Origin of the sequence: Qipengyuania sp. MTN3-11 (genome assembly GCF_042851825.1) — a bacterium.
GTDB lineage: Bacteria > Pseudomonadota > Alphaproteobacteria > Sphingomonadales > Sphingomonadaceae > Qipengyuania.
In genome coordinates, this window is the sequence record NZ_BTGM01000004.1 from 55,391 (window position 1) to 73,157 (window position 17,767).

Genomic DNA, 17,767 nt, shown 5'->3' on the forward strand with positions numbered 1-17,767 from the left:
TCTTCGAATGGATCAGAGATCGGCGCGTTTGACGTGCTGTTCCTCGGCATCCTCGTGGACGTTCATGCCGAGCGCCATCTTGGCGGTATCGAGCAGGCCCATGTCGCCGTCCCAGATTTCTGCCTGGCCCAGATCCATGCGCATGAAGAAGATATCGGGATCGTCCTTGCCGCCGTCGTACCAGGCCGCGACGAAATTGTTCCAGAACTGGTCGAAGCGTTCGCGGCTGGTCTCCTGGACCAGCGTCCCATTGAAACGGGCGTACATGTCGTGGCCCTTGCTCTGGAAGGTGGCGGTGGCAGGTCCGAGCGTGCGGAAATCGCTCTTGGTATGGGTGAAGAACCAGATCGCCGAGTTCGCGTCCTTGTCGAGCTGCGGGCTCATCGGCACGGCGGTTCCCGGCTTCCCGTCGAGCTGAAGGAACAGGAATGGCGAATCGGCCAGTGCTTTCCAGAACTTCTTCTTCAGCTCGTCCGGATCGCCTTCGTTGTATTTCATGGTGGGGTCTCCTCTTTAGGGTCTGAGTCACCAATGAACCGCGGGCGGTTTCGCTCCCGCACGGCAGTCGAAGCGGGCGTTGCGAATCGTCGGGCGATGGAACATAAGTGGAACAGATGAGTCGTTCCGCCATGCCCTTCGAAACCCTTTCGCAGACCTGCGACCTCGCCGCACTGGCCGCCCGGCGCAGCACCCGCTGGTGCGTCGGCCTGGCGGCAAGCCACGGTCCGCCCTGCCACAGCGAGGTTTTCGCCTGCGGCAACGAAGCCAGCGGGGCGGGGGCGGCGCTGGCTCTGGCGCTCGACGACTGGCGCAGCACGCCGCGTGGTGAAGGGCAGGAGGCGGAAGATCGCCGTGCGGTGCTGTGGGTGCAGACACGCGAGGCGGCGCGGCGCACGGGCCTGCCCTACCGCCCCGGCCTGCCGCGCGATCTGCGTCACCGGGTGATCCATGTGCTGGCGGAGAAGCCCGAGGATGCCCTGTTCGCCATGGAAGAAGGGGTGCGCTGCCGCGAGATCGCCTTCGTTCTCGGCGAGCTGGCGGGCAATCCCCGCGCGCTCGATTTCACCGCCTCGCGCCGGTTGACTCTGGCCGCCGAACGGCACGGGGTGCCGCTCTATCTGGTCCGGCTCGATGCGGGAAGGGACCTGTCTTCGGCACGGATGCGGTGGGAGGTGGCGGCCGCCTCTTCGCCCGCACCGCGCTGGAATGCCCAAGCCCCCGGCGCCCCAGCATGGCGGGCCGAACTGTTCCGCGCCCGTGCCCATGCGCCGGGCGAGTGGCTGCTGCGCTGGGAAGGAGAGAATCTGAAGGCATCGCGCTGGTCCGGGACGCCGGGGCCTTCGGCCGCGCGAAAGGCCGTCGTTCCCGCGCATTAGCGTGCTTGCTCGCCGCATCCTCTCGATCTGGCTCCGCTCGCTGGCGATGGATCGCTGGCGGCTGTGCAATGACGCGCCTGGCGATCCGCGCCCGCTGGTCCTGATCGCCGACACCGCGCACGGGCCACGGATCGAGGCGGTGAGCGCGGCCGGGGCAGCGGCGGGAGCACGGCGCGGCATGATGCTCGCCGATGCGCGCACGCTGTGCCCGCAGATCGTCACCGCGCCTTCCGACCCGGCGGGCGATCTCGATTTTCTCGAGAGGCTTGCCGTGTGGGCGCTGCGCTGGGGGCCGTGGTCGGCGATGGACCCACCCGACGGGCTGCTGGTCGACGTTACCGCGGTGCCGCATCTGTTCGGAGGCGAGGCGAAGCTGCTGGAGGATGTCCATACCGCCTTCGCCGCACGCCGACTGGCGGTGCGCGCCGCGATTGCGCCCACCGCAGGCGCGGCCTGGGCGCTGGCACATTTCGGATCCGGGCGGGCCATCCTCAATCCTCCCGCGTTGGCGGAGAACTATATGCAAGCGCGCCTCGCCGACCTGCCCGTCGCGGCGCTGCGGCTCGACGAGGATGTGGTGGGGGTGCTCCGCCGCCTCGGCCTCAAGCGGATCGGCGATCTCACCACGATCCAGAAAGAAGGGGGTGGCCGCGACGCGATACAGCGGCGCTTCCGCAATCGCCGGTCGCCCGCGGCCAACCCGCTGATCCGGCTCGACCAGCTGCTCGGTCGCGTGCCCGAGCCCTTGCTGCCGGTGGTGCCGCAGCAAATGCCGCTGGTCCAGCGGCGGCTGATGGAGCCGATCCGCCACCGCCCGCTGCTCGACCAGGTGCTGCGCGATCTCGCTCTCGACATGGTGCGGGAGCTGGAGGGACGGGCCGAGGGCGCGCGGCGGCTCGAGCTCGGCCTGTGGCGGGTCGATGGCGAGGTGGTGCAGCGCCGCCTCGAATTCGCCGCCGCCACGCGCGATGCGGAGCACATCTGCCGCCTGTTCGCCGCCCGGCTCGACGATGTCGATGCCGGGTTCGGGATCGAGATGGTGCGGCTGCGCGCGAGTTGGGCCGAGCCGCTGGCGCTCGAACAGAGCGATTTCGAGGCGGCGGCGGAGCGCCATGGCACCTCGCTTTCGACTTGCATCGACCGGCTGACGGTTCGCCTGGGCGCTCGCGCGGTGCGCCGCCCGGTCCCTTTCGCCAGCCATATCCCCGAACGCGCCCAGCGCTGGCAGCCGCCGCTGGAACCGGAAAAGACTTCGCAGGAACTGTTGGATTTCCATGGCAGACCGCTGAAAATACTTGAAAATCCGGAACGGATCGCCGTGCTCTACGCGACACCCGATGGCTATCCCCGCCGCTTCCGCTGGCGCGGCGGGGTACACGAAGTGGCGCGGGTGGAGGGGCCCGAACGGATCGCCCCCGAATGGTGGCGCGAACGGGGCTCGGCGCGCTTGCGGGACTATTATCGGATCGAGGACGATGCCGGCCGCCGGTTCTGGATCTATCGCCTGGGCATCGTCGGCGATGGCCGCGGCGGCGCGCCCGACTGGTATCTGCAGGGCCTGTGTGCCTGAAACACGGCGAAGCGCACGATCTTGAAGCCAAAAGGCCTAGGCAAATCCAACGCTAGAACATATATGGAACAAATGGCATCGCAGACCATCCTTCAGAAGCTCGAGATTCTCGCCGACGCGGCGAAATACGATGCCTCCTGCGCCTCGTCGGGCACGGCGAAGAAGAGCTCGCTGGGTTCGGCCAAGGGCATCGGTTCGACCGAGGGGATGGGCATCTGCCACGCCTATGCGCCCGACGGGCGGTGCATCAGCCTGCTCAAGATTCTGCTGACCAATCACTGCGTGTTCGACTGCCATTACTGCGTCAATCGCAAGAGTTCGAACGTGGCGCGGGCGCGCTTCACGCCGCAGGAGGTGGTGGACCTGACGCTGGCCTTCTACCGGCGCAATTATATCGAGGGGCTGTTCCTCTCCTCAGGCATCGTCAAGAATTCGAACCATACGATGGAGCAGATCGTAGAAGTCGCGCGCATCCTGCGGGAAGAGCACGATTTTCGCGGCTATATCCACCTCAAGACCATCCCCGAGGCGGAGGCCGAGATCGTCCACCAGGCGGGGCTCTATGCCGACCGCGTGTCGATCAATGTCGAACTGCCGACCGATGCCGGGTTGACTCGCCTCGCGCCCGACAAGGATGCGCGGCAGATCGAAGGCGCGATGGGCAAGGTGCGGAGCGATCTGGCCGAGGCGAAGGATGCGAAGAAACGTTTCCGCCACGCGCCGCGCTTCGCGCCCGCCGGCCAGTCGACCCAGATGATCGTGGGGGCGGATGCCGCCACCGATGCCGACATCGTCGGCAAGGCCAGCCGGCTCTACGACAATTTCCGCCTGCGCCGCGTCTATTACAGCGCCTTCAGCCCGATCCCGGACGCCAGCGCGGTGCTGCCGCTGAAGCGCCCGCCGCTGATCCGCGAACACCGGCTCTACCAGTCCGACTGGCTGATGCGTTTCTACGGCTACAAGCCGGCCGAGGTGATGCAGGCGACCGAGGCGGATGGCAATCTGCCGCTCGACATCGATCCCAAGCTCGCCTGGGCGCTGAAGTTTCGCGACAGCTTTCCGGTCGACGTCAACCGCGCCACCAAGGAGCAATTGCTGCGCGTGCCCGGGCTGGGGGTGAAGGCGGTGCACAAGATCCTGGCGAGCCGGCGGCATCGGACCCTGCGGCTCGACGATGTCGCGCGGCTGACGCTGTCGATCACCAAGGTCCGGCCGTTCATCTGCACGGTCGACTGGCGGCCGCTGACATTGACCGACCGCGCCGATCTGCGCAGTCTGCTCGCGCCGAAGACCGAGCAGCTCGAGCTGTTTGCGGCATGACCGCGCTCCAGCACGTCAAGCTCGGCACCTATTACGTGGTGCAGATGCCCGAGCCCGACGATTTCGAGTTCTGGCGCGAGCGGGCGCGAGCGATGGTTCAGTGCGACGTGCCGCCTGACCGGATCGCCTGGGTGGAACCGGGCGGCACTGGCGACCTGTTCGCGCACGGAGAGCGGCGATCACCCACGCCCGAACCCGATGCGAAACCGGTGCGTGCCAACAAGCGGTTCGTGAGCTTGGCGAAGAACGCCATTCTCCATTCCGACCCCGAGCGGTTTGCGCTGCTCTATCGCCTGCTGTGGCGGCTCCAGTCCAGGCCGCGGATGATGGAGGACAAGGCCGACCCCGACGTGCGGCGGATCGAGGAACTGGACAAGAACGTGCGCCGCGACAGCCACAAGATGCATGCCTTCGTCCGCTTTCGTCTGATCGAGGAAGAGGACGGCGAGCATTATGTCGCCTGGTTCGAGCCCGAGCATCACATTCTGCGTGCCAATGCCGGCTTCTTCATGCGCCGCTTCGCCAACATGCGCTGGTCGATCCTGACCCCGCGCGGCTCGCTGCACTGGGACACCGAAACGATGCAGGAAGGCCCGCCCGCCCAGCGCGGCGATGCGCCCGGCGGCGACCCGATGGAGGATCTGTGGCGCAGCTATTACGCATCGATCTTCAATCCCGCGCGTTTGAAGATCGGGGCGATGCTCAAGGAGATGCCGCGCAAATACTGGAAGAACATGCCCGAAGCCGCGCTCATCCCCCAGCTCGTGGCCGGCGCGCAGAAGCGGGAAAGCACCATGGTCGAGGCAGGCAGATCAAAGTTCCTGGGCGAATTCGAGGAACGGCCCGAGACGCTGGCGGCGATCGACAAGGCGATCCACGCCTGCCGCAAATGCCCGATCGGCGAACTCGACAACCACGCGGTGATGGGCGAGGGCCCGCAGGATGCTGCGTTGATGATCGTCGGCGAGCAGCCGGGCGACCAGGAGGATCAGGTGGGACGGCCCTTCGTCGGTCCGGCCGGGCAATTGCTCGACGTGCATCTCGAGAAGGCCGGGATCGACCGGCAGGCGAGCTACGTCACCAATGCGGTGAAGCATTTCAAATATGTCCAGCGCGGCAAGCGACGGCTGCACCAGTCGCCGGCGGCCAAGGAGATCGACACCTGTCGCTGGTGGATCGAGAGCGAGCGCGCGATCGTCCAGCCCAAGCTGGTGCTCGCCATGGGCGCCAGCGCGGCACGTGGGATGCTCGGCAAGACGGTGAGTATCTCCAAGGCGCGCGGCAGCCCGATCCCGCTCGAAGACGGCAGCGAGTTGTGGATCACCGCGCATCCCTCCTATCTGCTGCGCCTCGACGGCACCGCGCGCGTCGAGCAAGAGCGGCTGTTCGACGCCGACCTCGCCGCGGTGAAGGAGCGGCTCGGGGAGTTGGTCGGGTGAAATGCCCGAAAGCGATCTTCAGATACCCAAGCGGACGATCGAGCTCGATCCCGACCTGATCGACGCGCCGCCACGCGCGCCCTTCGTCGAGCTCGGGCTTGTCTCCTGCTTCAGCTTCCTGCGCGGCGCCTCGGATGCGGTGGACCTCGCGATGCGCGCGCGCGCCCTCGGCTACGATGCGATCGGGATCGCCGACGCCAATTCCATGGCAGGGGTGGTGCGCATTCACACCGAGGCGAAAACGCTTAAGCTCAAGCCGGTTATCGGGTGCAGGATAGAAACTGTCGAGGGTTTCTCCTTTCTCGCCTATCCCTGCGATCGTGGCGCCTATGGCCGGTTGTGCAAGCTCATCAGCGCCGGCCGCATGGCAACGCTCGACGGCGAGTGGCAGGCCAAGGGCGAATGCGACATCAGCCTGGTGATGCTGGCCGAGCATAGCGAGGGTGTGCAGCTGATTCTGCTCCCGCCCCGCGACCTCGATCAGCGCTTCACCATAGAGATGCCGAGCAATGTGGTGCCGTTTCCGGTTTCGCGCAGAGGCGCAGAGGAGAAGGGAGGGCGCAGAGGGATTGTAGCAGCGGCAAGGCCGCATTCTTCCGCTCCCGCTGCGTCACGTCCGAAAACAGAGGCGATGGAAGGTGCCTGTGGCACGAAGGATATCTCCGCGCCCTCCTTTCCCTCTGCGCCTCTGCGCGAAACATTCCCGAAGCTTCTTCCCCACCTCGTGGCCCAGCTTCCCACCTTGCGCCATATCGCCGCAGCCTATCTCCATACCGGTGACGACATCGCGCGGATCGAGACGCTCGACGCGCTGGCGAAGGCACATGGCCTGTCGATTCTCGCCACCAACGACGTGCATTATGCGACGCCCGACCGGCGGCCGCTGCAGGATGTGATGACGGCGATCCGGCACAAGACCACGGTGGCCGCGGCGGGTCACCTGCTTGCTGCCAATGCGGAACGCTACCTCAAATCGCCCGAGACCATGGTTCGCCTGTTCGCCCGCTGGCCTCATGCCGTCACCGCCGCGCGGGAGGTGGCGGATGCCTGCAATTTTTCGCTCGACGAGATAAGCTACGAATATCCCGAGGAAATATATCCCGACGGCATGACGCCACAGGAATTTCTCGAGGTGGAGACATGGTGGGGTGCGGTGGATCGTTACCCGTCCGACAAGCCAGGGGGCGGCGTGCCCGACCACATCGTCGACACGCTGGAGCGCGAGCTGGCGCTGATCGCCAAGCTCGATCTCGCGCGCTATTTCCTCACCATCAAGGACATCGTCGATTTCGCCCGCTACAAGGTCGAGCCGCCGATCCTTTGCCAGGGACGGGGCAGCGCGGCCAATTCGGCGGTGTGCTATTGCCTCGGCATCACCAGAGTCGATCCGGCGCAGCACCAGCTGCTGTTCGACCGCTTCATTTCGGAAGAGCGCAAGGAGCCGCCCGATATCGACGTCGATTTCGAGCACGAGCGGCGCGAGGAGGTGATCCAGTACCTCTACCGCAAGTACGGCCGCCACCGCGCCGGGCTGACCGCCACCGTCATCCACTACCGCCCGCGCATGGCGATCCGCGAGGTGGGCAAGGCGATGGGGCTGACCGAGGATGTCACCGCCGCGCTCGCCAAGACCGTATGGGGCGGGTGGGGCAAGGAGATCAGCGAGCGCCACGCTGGCGAAACGGGCATGGACGTAACCGATCCGCACTTGAAGCGCGTGCTCAAGCTGACCCAGCAGATGATCGGGATGCCTCGCCACCTGTCTCAGCACGTCGGCGGGTTCATCCTCACTGAAGGCGCGCTGACCGAGACGGTGCCGATCGGCAACGGGGCGATGCCCGATCGCAGCTTCGTCGAATGGGACAAGGACGATATCGAGGCGCTCGGCATCCTCAAGGTCGACGTGCTCGCGCTGGGCATGCTGACCTGCATCAAGAAGTGCTTCGATCTTCTTGAAAATCATCATCAAAGGCCGCTGGAGCTCGCTAGTGTCCCACGGGAGGATCCGGAGACCTATGCCATGCTCCGCACCGGGGATTCGCTCGGCGTGTTCCAGGTCGAGAGCCGCGCGCAGATGAACATGCTGCCGCGCCTGCGCCCGCGCCAGTTCTACGACCTCGTGATCCAGGTCGCGATCGTGCGCCCCGGGCCGATCCAGGGCGACATGGTCCACCCCTATTTGAAGCGCCGCCGCGGCGCGGAACAGGTGGTCATCCCGGCGCCATCGCCCGAACACGGCCCGCCCGACGAGCTTTCCAGCATCCTCGAGCGCACGCTGGGCGTCCCGATCTTCCAGGAGCAGGCGATGAAGATCGCGCTCGACGCGGCAAAGTTCTCCTCGAAGGAGGCGAACCGGTTGCGCAAGGCCATGGCCACTTTCCGCAGCCGCGGCATGGTCGACGAACTGCAGGACATGATGGTCGAGCGCATGGTCAATCGCGGCTACGACCGCGACTTCGCCCAGCGCTGTTTCAACCAGATCCGCGGCTTCGGTGAATACGGCTTCCCCGAAAGCCATGCGGCGAGCTTCGCCCATCTGGTCTATGTCTCGAGCTGGCTCAAATGCCACTTCCCCGCGGCCTTCGGCTGCGCGCTGCTCAACTCGCAGCCGATGGGCTTCTACGCCCCGGCGCAAATCGTGCGGGACGCCGTGGAGCATGGCGTGCGCGTTCTGCCTGCCGACGTGAACTTGTCGCAGTGGGACTGCACGCTGGAGGAAGTTGGTTTCGCGCAGAGGCGCGGAGGGAGCGGAGGGCGCAGAGAGGGCGAAAGCGCCGCAGGCTCTTCTCGGGATGTCGAAGGTGAAGCGCGGCTGCGCCGCCAACATAACCTCTCCGCGCCTCTCCTTTCCTCTGCGCCTCTGCGCGAAACAAATCCGCAGGACACCGGCCGCCTAGACAAGCACATCGCCTTGCGGCTCGGCCTCAGGCAGATCGACGGCCTGCCCGAAGCGGTGGCGGCCAGGCTGATCGCCGAGCGCGAGGAGGGCGGGGCCTACCACGACGTCAGGGCGGTGCGCGATCGTGCCCGCATTTCGCCATCGCATATCGAGCGGCTCGCGCAGGCCGACGGTTTCGGATCGCTCGGCCTTTCGAGACGGCAGGCGCTGTGGGACGCGCGCAGCCTGATCGGCGGCGAGGATCTGCCGCTGTTCGCCGCCGCCGCCGCGCGCGACGAGGGAGCGGAGCGCTCCCGAACGCAGCTCCCCCAGATGCCGCTCTCCGAAGAGGTGGTCGCCGACTACCAGACCACCCGCCTCAGCCTGAAGGCGCACCCGATGGCGTTCCTGCGAGCCAGCCTCGCCGAGCGCGGTTTCGTGCGCGCCTGCGATCTGAGGGAGCGCAAGTTCCGGAGCATGGTCTATGTCGCCGGGGTGGTGCTGATCCGCCAGCGGCCCGGCAGCGCCAAGGGCGTGTGCTTCATCACGCTGGAGGACGAGACCGGAGTGATCAACCTCGTCGTCTGGCCCGATCTCAAGGAGAAACAGCGCCGCGTGGTGATGGGCGCGCGGCTGATGGAAGTGCGCGGCCGGGTCGAATACGATGACGAGGTGATCCACGTCATCGCGCACCACATGACCGACGCCAGCCACGAGCTCTACAAGCTGTCGGACGATATGCTGAACGCACCGGTCGCCCGCGCCGACCATGTCAATTCCCCGCTGCCAGGCAAACTCAACCCGCGCGACGATCTGCGCGAGGGGGTAGAGGATCCCTATCAGCCGGTCGAGCCGTGGGAGAAGCCGTCGGCGGGCAATCGCGAATGCGGGTTCCACGGGCCGCAGTCCGGCGGACATCCAAGGGACGTGCGGATCATTCCCCGGATACTCCCGGCCTCGCGCGACTTTCATTAGGCATGGTCAAACGAAAGTCCGGAATATCGAAGCGTATCGGAGAATTCTCGAGCGACCGGCGGACGCTCGCCTTCCTGTTGCTGGTCTCGCTGTTCGTCGGTGGGCGGGCCTGGCTCGCCGAACATCCGCAGCACGATCCTTGGGCACCCCTCGATCTGAACGATCCGCCGGGCTGGGCGACCGAGGCCAAGCTGCTGGCGCTGCGCAACGACGTGCCCGCCTGCCGCGCCGTGCTGGAACGATCGGAAGTGGCTTTCACTGCTCTCGATCCGCAAGGCGAGGGGGCATGCGCCCGGCCCGACCGGACACGGCTCGATGCCTATCCCCTCGCACCCGATCGTCCGCCGACCACCTGCCCTGTCGCGATCGCTTTGGCGCTATGGCAGCGCGACGTTCTAACACCCGCTGCCGAGGAGATTTTCGACAGCGAAATCGCGCAGGTAGAACACCTTGGGGCCTATTCCTGCCGCCGCCTCTATGGCAGATCGAGCGGCAACTGGAGCGAGCATGCGACCGGCAACGCCATCGACATCGCGGGCTTCGTACTGGAGGACGGGACCCGGATCAGCGTGCTGCGAGACTGGGACGAGGGCGGGGACCGGCAGGACTTTCTGCGCCGCGTCCGCGACGGCGCCTGCGACAGCTTCTCGACCGTCCTCTCACCCGATTACAACGCGGCGCACGCGGACCATTTCCATCTCGACATGAGCGGTCGCTGGAACGGGTTGTGCCGTTGAACCGGCGGGCCGCTCAGCTTTCGAAGGCGTAACCGGCACTGCGCACGGTGCGGATCGGGTCCTTGGCATTGGGCATCTCGATCGCCTTGCGCAGGCGGCGGATGTGGACGTCGACCGTGCGCAATTCGATGTCGCTACCGGTTCCCCATACCCCGTCGAGCAACTGGGTCCGACTGAATACCCGGCCAGGGCTTTCCATGAAGAATTTGAGCAGACGGTATTCGGTCGGCCCGAGTTGCAGCGTCTTGCTCCGGCGCGTCACCTTGTGCGCCACCGGATCGAGCGCGATGTCGCCGACCTCGATGGTTTCGCCGGCAAGCGCCGGGCGAATGCGACGCATCACCGCCCCGACCCTCGCCATCAGCTCGCGCGGCGAAAAGGGCTTGGTGATGTAATCGTCGGCCCCGGTGTCGAGCCCGCGAATGCGGTCGTCCTCGGCCTCTCGCGCGGTGAGCATGATGATCGGGACATGGGCGGTGGTCTTGTCACGGCGCAGGCGGCGGCAGACCTCGATCCCGCTGGTGCCGTCGACCATCCAATCGAGGATGACCAGGTCGGGCACGTCTTCGGCGGCCATCACCAACGCCTCGTCCCCGTCGGGCGTGGCACGGACGTCGTAGCCCTCGTTCTGGAACCGGTATTCGAGCAGTTCGAGGAGAGCGGGATCGTCCTCGACGAGAAGCAGTTTGGCAGCGGTCACGCGGGCATCGTCCTGCGAAGGTTTCTCGAGATTCGTCACGCTACTATGACCGCCAAGCTACAGTTCCGTGTCAAACATCCTCGTCCGGCGGATAGTTTCCGGTCGCCGCGAAATGGACCATCTCGGCAACGTTGGTGGCATGGTCGCCGATCCGCTCAATGTTCCGCGCGACGAAGAGCAGTTGCGCTGCGCTCGAGATTGTCGAGGGGTTCTCGACCATGTGGCTGACGACGTTGCGGAAGATCGAATTGTAGAAGGCATCGACCCGCTCGTCCGCGGCGATGACCTCGCGGGCCTGCTGCGCATCGCGCGCGGCATAGGCGGTGAGCACGTCGTGGACCATTTCGGCCGCGACCTCGGCCATCGCCGGAAGCAGCGTCAGCGGTTCGAATTGCTTGCGGTTGGCGGTCGGAATCTCGCGGCTCGCCTTCGCGATGTTCTTCGAATAATCGCCGATCCGCTCGACCACGCCCGCGATCTTGAGCGCCGCGATGACCTCGCGCAGATCGTCGGCCATCGGGGCGCGCAGGGCGATGATGCGCACCGCCAGCTTGTCGATCTGGCTTTCGAGCGCGTCGATCTGCTTGTCGCCGCGAATAACCTTCTCGGCGAGTTCTTCGTCGCCCTTGACCAGAGCATCCATCGATTCCTGCACGGCGACTTCGGCGAGGCCACCCATCTCCGCGATGAGACCGCGCAGCTTGGTGATGTCCTCGTCGAAGGCCTTGACCGTATGCTCCATAGTCAGCCGTACCTTCCGGTGATGTAATCTTGAGTTCGCTGTTCCAGCGGCGTCGTGAATATGTCCGTCGTGCGACCGTATTCTATCATCTTGCCCAGATGGAAGAAAGCGGTCCGCTGCGACACGCGGGCTGCCTGCTGCATCGAATGGGTGACGATGACGATCGCATAGCGGCCGTTCAGCTCGTCGATCAGTTCCTCGATCTTGGCCGTGGCGATCGGGTCGAGCGCCGAGCAGGGCTCGTCCATCAGGATGACCTCCGGATCGACCGCGATCGCGCGGGCGATGCACAGGCGCTGCTGCTGGCCCCCAGAGAGCGCGGTGCCGCTGTCCTGCAGCCGGTCCTTCACCTCTTCCCACAGGCCGGCGCGGCGCAGCGATCGCTCGACCACCGCATCCAGCTCGTCCTTGCCTTCCGCAAGGCCGTGGATCTTGGGGCCGTAGGCAATGTTGTCATAGATCGACTTGGGGAAGGGATTGGGCTTCTGGAAGACCATGCCGACCCGTGCGCGCAGCTGGACCACGTCCATGCCGCTGGCATAGATGTCCTCGCCGTCGAGTTCGATGCAGCCGCCGACCCGTGCCGAGGGGATCGTATCGTTCATGCGATTGAGCGTGCGCAGGAAAGTCGACTTGCCGCAGCCCGAGGGGCCGATGAAGGCAGTGACGTATTCCGTCGGAATGTCGATCGAAACGTCGTCGATCGCCTTCTTGGCCCCGTAATACACGGATACGTCCTTGGCCCTCATCTTGGCTTCGGTGGGCTCGAGATTGTCGTGGATTACAGTCACCAGGTCTTCTCGAATTTGTTGCGCAGGTAGATGGCGAGGCCGTTCATCAGCAGAAGAAAGACCAGTAGTACGATGATCGCGGCGCTGGTGCGCTCGACGAAACCGCGGTCGATTTCGTCCGACCACAAGAAGATTTGCACCGGCAGCACCGTAGCGGGCGAAGTGAACCCGTCGGGCGGCGTGGCGACGAAGGCGCGCATGCCGATCAGCAGCAGCGGCGCGGTTTCGCCCAGTGCCCGTGCCATGCCGATGATCGTGCCGGTCAGGATTCCGGGGAGCGCCAGTGGCAGGACGTGATGGAATGCCACCTGCACGGGTGAGGCGCCGATGGCAAGGGCGCCGTCGCGAATGCTGGGCGGCACCGCCTTGATCGCATTGCGGCCCGAGATGACGATGACCGGCATGGTCATCAGTGCCAGTGTCATGCCTCCGATCAGAGGTGCCGAACGCATGTTGGGAAAGATCCATAGAAAGACGGCGAGGCCGAGCAGTCCGAAGATGATCGATGGCACCGCGGCGAGGTTGTTGATCGAGACCTCGATCAGATCGGTCCAGCGGTTTTTGGGCGCATATTCCTCGAGATAGAGCGCGGCCAGCACACCGATAGGAAAGGCCAGCAAAAGGGTCACGATCATCGTCAGGATCGAGCCCTTGAGCGCGCCCCAGATGCCGACCTGCTGCGGATTGGTCGCATCGGAACGGACCAGGAAGCCGGGGTCCAGCCGTGTTTCGAGGCGGCCTTGCGCTTCCAGGCGATCGGCGAGTGCCTGCATCTCCTGCGATCCTTCGTCGGCGAGGCCGGAGGCAAGGCCGGCGCTCGCGGGAAGCCAGAACGTCGCCTGCCCGCGGAGCAGTGCGGGGTCTTCGATCACCGCCTCGGCCACTTCGCGCCAGGCCTGGGGATCGAGCTGGCTTCCCCCTTCCTCGCCCAGTTCCCGTTCGGCGAAGAATTCGACCACCTGCGGCAAGCCCTGCAATTCGAGGCTCTGTGCCGCATTGGGCAGCGCCAGTGCCGCCGGATCGCTGGCCAGGCCCGCCTCGGTAAAGTCGATCTGGACCTCGAGTTCGGCCCGCTGGAAGCCGCCGATCCCGTTGATGGTCATATTGCCGAGAAGAAACAGCAGCACGATTATCGAGAAGATGATCGCACCAAGCCCGACGTAGCGAAAGCGCTTCTCGGCGGCGTAACGCTGCTTGAGGCGTTTCTCGAACGCTTCGGTACGGGTCGGCGCCCGCTTGGCTGCGGCGGTCTCACTCATAGGCTTCGCGGAACCTCTTGACGACGCGCAGGGCAATGAAATTGAGCGCCAGCGTCACCATGAACAGAACGAAGCCGAGCGCGAAGGCGCTGAGCGTCGCCGGATGGTCGAAACTGCCTTCTCCAGTAAGCATGGCGACGATCTGCACGGTCACCGTGGTCATCGCCTCGAGCGGATTGGCGCTGAGATTGGCGGCGGTGGAGGCGGCCATCACCACGATCATCGTCTCCCCGATCGCACGGCTGATGGCCAGCATGACACCTGCGACGATCCCCGGCAACGCGGCCGGGATCAGCACGCGCTTGATGGTTTCCGACTGGGTCGCGCCCATCGCCAGGCTGCCGTCGCGCATGGCTGAGGGTACTGCGGCTATGCTGTCGTCGGCCATGGAGGAAACGAAGGGAATGATCATCACACCCATGACCAGACCGGCTGCAAGTGCGCTCTCGCTGGACGGGTTGGAGACGCCCGCGGCCAGCGCCACGTCGCGGATGAACGGCGCCACCGTCAGCGCGGCGAAATAGCCGTAGACCACGGTCGGGACGCCCGCGAGTATCTCAAGCGCGGGCTTGACCCATGTGCGCAGACCGCCCGGTGCATATTGCGTGAGGTAGATGGCACTCATCAACCCCAGCGGAATGGCCACGATCATGGCGATGATCGCGCCGATGAAGATCGTGCCCCAGAAAAGCGGGATCGCCCCGTAGCGGCTGCCGTCCGGGTTTTCGGCGCTGCTCATCGGGTCCGGCCCCCAGAAGGTCCCGAACAGGAAATCGAGCGGAGAGACCATGGAGAAGAACCGCACGGTCTCGAACACCAGGCTGGCGAGAATGCCGAGCGTCGTCAGGATGGCGACGAGCGAGGCGATCAGCAGGATGCCCATGACCCATTTTTCGACGCGGTTGCGGGCGCGGAAGTCGGGCCTCAGCCGCAGGAAGGCGAAGGCCCCGGCGGCGAAGGCGATGACCAGTGTCACCGTCACGCCGATGATGTTGTAACGCCCGATTGCCTCGCGATAGGGTTCTACGAGCGCGCGGGCCTGTTCGTTGAACACGCCCATCGCATCGCCGGCGGCCACCGCGCGCGCTTCGTTGAGGATCGTCTGCCGCTGGAAGCCGAAGGCGGGAAGGTCAGAGGCTGCCGGCTGTGCGAGCACGTGCTGCATGATCAGCCCGGGCGCGATCGCGCTCCAGGCCGCGACGAACACCAGAACCGGAATCGCGATCCAAAGGGCGACGTACCAGCCGTGGTAGTTCGGGAGACTGGCGAGGGCAGTCGCGCCGCTCTTGCGGAAGGACCAGGCACGGGCGCGGCCCGCCAACCATCCGGCAAGCCCGAGCCCGATGGCGAGGAGGAGCAGGATGGTGGGGGACATGCGCTCGGTCGGTATCCTACTTGAGCTGCGCAGCGTCGAGCGTGGTGTATTCGGTCGCGGCGCGCTGGTTCACGGCCATCACGTCCGGGGGCGAGGCGACCAGGCCGATCTTCGCCAGCGGTCCGTCCTCGGACCACATTTTCGTCCATTCCGTGAGGTACTGCTTGAGCCCGGGAATGGCCTCGAGATGGGCCTTCTTGACATAGACGTAGAGCGGACGGGCGCCGGGATATTCGAAGCTCGCGATATTCTCGTAGGTTGGCTCCACCCCGTTCATGGGCAGGCCCTGCACCTTGTCCGCATTCTCCTCAAGGTAGGAATAGCCGAAAACCCCGACCGCATTCGGATTGCCTTCGATCTTCTGGACGATCAGATTGTCTTGTTCCCCCTGATCGACATAGGCCCCGTCCGAGCGAACTTCGGTGCAGACCTGGTCGTAGCGGTCCTCGTCGCTTTCCTCGAGCGCCTCCATTTCCGGATTGGTCGCGCAGCCGACTTCGAGCACCAGCTCCTTGAGCGCGTCACGCGTGCCCGAGGTCGAGGGCGGGCCGTAGACGAGGATGGGGATGTCGGGCAGCGAAGGATCGACATCGGCCCAGGTCCGCGCGGTCTGCGCTTCACCATAGGGATTGGCGGCGAGCGCCTCGTAGACGATCTGCGGGGTGAGGTTCATCTGGATGCCGCCCTGCGCCGATGCGAAGGCGATCCCGTCGAGGCCGACCTGCATCTCGATGACCTCGTTCACGCCGTTCTGCTGGCAAGTCGCGAATTCGCTGGCGCTCATGCGCCGACTGGCATTGACCATGTCGGGCGTATCCGCCCCGACGCCCTGGCAGAAGAGGTTGATCCCGCCACCGGTTCCGGTCGATTCGATGATCGGCGAACTGAAATCGGGATTGGAGCGGACGAAGCTTTCGGCCACCGTTTTGGCGAAGGGGAAGACGGTAGACGAGCCCACTGCCCGGATCTGGTCGCGCGATCCGCCCGCGCCCGCACCTCCGCCGCAGGCAGCGAGGGCAAGCGCCGAGACGGCAGCGATGGCGAGATTGCGAAATTCGATCATGTCTACGATTCCCCGATAGCAAATAGGGCCGCAAAAGCGCGAGTTTGTTACACGATAACGACAGTTGTTTGACAGTCGCCCGTAAGTCCCCGATTTCTCACTCGGAAAGCGGAAGCAGGACTTTCACGGAGGTCCCTTCGCCGAGTTTGCTTTCTATTCCTAGCCGCCCCCTGTGGCGTTCGACGATATGCTTGACGATCGCCAAACCAAGCCCGGTGCCCCCGGAGGCGCGGCTACGGCCGGGATCGGTGCGGTAGAACCTCCGGGTGAGATGCGGGAGATGTTCGGCGGCGATCCCTTCGCCCTCGTTGTGCACCATAAGGCGGACGCGGCTTTCGCCCTCGACCTCCAGGTTCACGGTGACGGGGCGATCGTCGTCGCCATATTTGAAAGCATTGTCGACGAGGTTTCGGACCATTTGCTCGAGTTGCTGGGCATCGCCGCGAATCGGAAATTCGCCAGCGACGGCCAGCTCGAGCCGATCGCCCCGCTCGCCCCCGGCAACATCCCGTGCGGCGCGTTCGACCAACGGGCCCAAGGCCAGGAGGTCCTCGGGCCGGTCGTGCTTCTCCGCCTCGATTCGCGAGAGCGACATGAGGTCGCTAACGAGGTCCTGAAGCCGCCGCGCCTCGCGGTGGATGGTGTCGAGGAACTTGGCCGAACGCTCGCTGTCGAGCTTGCCGGCATCGTCCCGCAAGGTTTCGACATAGCCAATGATCGCGGCGAGCGGCGTGCGCAATTCGTGGCTCGCATTGGCGACAAAATCGGTGTGCGCCCGGCTGATGTCCGCCTCGTTGGTGCGATTGATGAATTCGAGGACGCCCAGTTCGCCGTCGATATCCTTGCGATTGACCCGCCAGATGTCCCGGCGGCGAGCCAGCCCGCGGATCACCGCGCTTCCCGATTCGCCGCTCTCGAGGAGCGCGATCGCCTCCGGGTGGCGAAGGGCCATACGGATATCCTGTTCGACCACATGGGTCCCGAACAAGCGACGCGCGGCCGCATTGGCGATGGAGATGCGGTTTCGCCGGGTGACGAGGATCGGAGTGTCCGAATGCTCGATGAGGTCGCCGACGCGGTCGGCGGTGAAAGGGGTCGGCGTGGAATCGGGAGCGATGTCAGGCGGTCGCGCGCCCACGAGCCATAACGATCCCACCCAGATCAGCATGACGAGCATCACCAGCCAAAACGATATGCCGGCGGTGAGCATGACGATCCCGGCGATCGCCGCCAACCCGAAACCGGTCCACGGAAGGGAAGTGTTCCGTCGCATCGCGAGCGCTCTATCGGCGGCATCGAAGGATTGCCAGCGGGGATGGTCGTGAACGAATCCGTGTGCTGGTGACCCCTACGGGAATCGAACCCGTGTTTCAGCCGTGAGAGGGCCGCGTCCTAACCGCTAGACGAAGGGGCCGTTCCGCTGCCGAAACAACCGGAAAAGCAAGCGCCGCCGCTGGTGACCCCTACGGGAATCGAACCCGTGTTTCAGCCGTGAAAGGGCCGCGTCCTAACCGCTAGACGAAGGGGCCTTGCCGTTTCCGG

14 protein-coding genes and 2 tRNA genes are annotated in these 17,767 nt (G+C 65.3%); 6 read left to right on the plus strand and 10 right to left on the minus strand.

The window, feature by feature from the left end; genetic code table 11:
• Positions 1-12: 12 nt before the first annotated feature.
• Positions 13-498, minus strand: coding sequence for a pyridoxamine 5'-phosphate oxidase family protein (locus ACGHN1_RS13060; RefSeq protein ID WP_390551302.1), 486 nt, complete (start codon positions 496-498; stop codon positions 13-15).
• 116 nt (positions 499-614) lie between these two features.
• On the opposite strand from ACGHN1_RS13060, the gene ACGHN1_RS13065 reads away from it, so the two are divergent.
• From ACGHN1_RS13065 to ACGHN1_RS13090, 6 genes are all read left to right on the plus strand, one after another.
• Positions 615-1,376 carry an ImuA family protein gene (locus tag ACGHN1_RS13065; RefSeq protein ID WP_390551303.1) on the plus strand — a complete coding sequence of 254 codons (762 nt, stop codon included), beginning with the start codon at positions 615-617 and terminating at the stop codon, positions 1,374-1,376.
• A gap of 46 nt (positions 1,377-1,422) precedes the next feature.
• The gene (locus ACGHN1_RS13070) at positions 1,423-2,946 is read left to right on the plus strand and encodes a DUF6504 family protein (protein WP_390551568.1); all 1,524 of its coding nucleotides are present in this window, start codon (positions 1,423-1,425) and stop codon (positions 2,944-2,946) included.
• A 72-nt stretch (positions 2,947-3,018) separates the two neighbouring features.
• Positions 3,019-4,266: a putative DNA modification/repair radical SAM protein gene (locus ACGHN1_RS13075; RefSeq protein ID WP_390551304.1), complete on the plus strand. Its 1,248-nt coding sequence runs from the start codon at positions 3,019-3,021 to the stop codon at positions 4,264-4,266.
• Positions 4,263-5,705 carry a UdgX family uracil-DNA binding protein gene (locus ACGHN1_RS13080; RefSeq protein ID WP_390551305.1) on the plus strand — a complete coding sequence of 481 codons (1,443 nt, stop codon included), beginning with the start codon at positions 4,263-4,265 and terminating at the stop codon, positions 5,703-5,705. Before ACGHN1_RS13075 ends, ACGHN1_RS13080 begins: the two co-directional genes overlap by 4 nt.
• Position 5,706: 1 nt before the next feature.
• The gene (locus tag ACGHN1_RS13085; protein WP_390551306.1) at positions 5,707-9,558 is read left to right on the plus strand and encodes an error-prone DNA polymerase; all 3,852 of its coding nucleotides are present in this window, start codon (positions 5,707-5,709) and stop codon (positions 9,556-9,558) included.
• 2 nt (positions 9,559-9,560) lie between these two features.
• Positions 9,561-10,295: an extensin family protein gene (locus ACGHN1_RS13090; protein ID WP_390551307.1), complete on the plus strand. Its 735-nt coding sequence runs from the start codon at positions 9,561-9,563 to the stop codon at positions 10,293-10,295.
• 13 nt (positions 10,296-10,308) lie between these two features.
• Here ACGHN1_RS13090 and phoB read toward each other — a convergent pair whose 3' ends face one another.
• The 9 genes from phoB to ACGHN1_RS13135 all read right to left on the minus strand — a co-directional run bounded on the left by phoB (position 10,309) and on the right by ACGHN1_RS13135 (position 17,754).
• Complete coding sequence (phoB, locus tag ACGHN1_RS13095; protein WP_390551569.1) at positions 10,309-10,995, minus strand: phosphate regulon transcriptional regulator PhoB; 687 nt, start codon at positions 10,993-10,995, stop codon at positions 10,309-10,311.
• A 70-nt stretch (positions 10,996-11,065) separates the two neighbouring features.
• A complete protein-coding gene (phoU, locus tag ACGHN1_RS13100; RefSeq protein ID WP_390551570.1) occupies positions 11,066-11,743 on the minus strand; it encodes a phosphate signaling complex protein PhoU in 678 nt (225 codons plus the stop codon).
• The gene (gene pstB, locus ACGHN1_RS13105) at positions 11,740-12,486 is read right to left on the minus strand and encodes a phosphate ABC transporter ATP-binding protein PstB (RefSeq protein WP_390551571.1); all 747 of its coding nucleotides are present in this window, start codon (positions 12,484-12,486) and stop codon (positions 11,740-11,742) included. Before pstB ends, phoU begins: the two co-directional genes overlap by 4 nt.
• 38 nt (positions 12,487-12,524) lie before the next feature.
• Positions 12,525-13,787 carry a phosphate ABC transporter permease PstA gene (pstA, locus tag ACGHN1_RS13110; RefSeq protein ID WP_390551308.1) on the minus strand — a complete coding sequence of 421 codons (1,263 nt, stop codon included), beginning with the start codon at positions 13,785-13,787 and terminating at the stop codon, positions 12,525-12,527.
• Entirely contained in the window at positions 13,780-15,162 is a 1,383-nt protein-coding gene (gene pstC, locus ACGHN1_RS13115) for a phosphate ABC transporter permease subunit PstC (RefSeq protein ID WP_390551309.1), read from the minus strand. The genes pstA and pstC overlap by 8 nt, the downstream gene beginning before the upstream one ends.
• A 16-nt stretch (positions 15,163-15,178) precedes the next feature.
• Positions 15,179-16,225 (minus strand): substrate-binding domain-containing protein, encoded by a 1,047-nt coding sequence (locus ACGHN1_RS13120; protein ID WP_390551310.1) that lies wholly within the window; start codon positions 16,223-16,225, stop codon positions 15,179-15,181.
• 97 nt (positions 16,226-16,322) lie between these two features.
• The gene (locus ACGHN1_RS13125; RefSeq protein WP_390551311.1) at positions 16,323-17,498 is read right to left on the minus strand and encodes an ATP-binding protein; all 1,176 of its coding nucleotides are present in this window, start codon (positions 17,496-17,498) and stop codon (positions 16,323-16,325) included.
• Positions 17,499-17,564: 66 nt separating this feature from the next.
• Positions 17,565-17,639, minus strand: a tRNA-Glu gene (locus ACGHN1_RS13130).
• Between the two features lie 40 nt (positions 17,640-17,679).
• A tRNA-Glu gene (locus ACGHN1_RS13135) sits at positions 17,680-17,754 on the minus strand.
• Between the last annotated feature and the right edge of the window lie 13 nt (positions 17,755-17,767).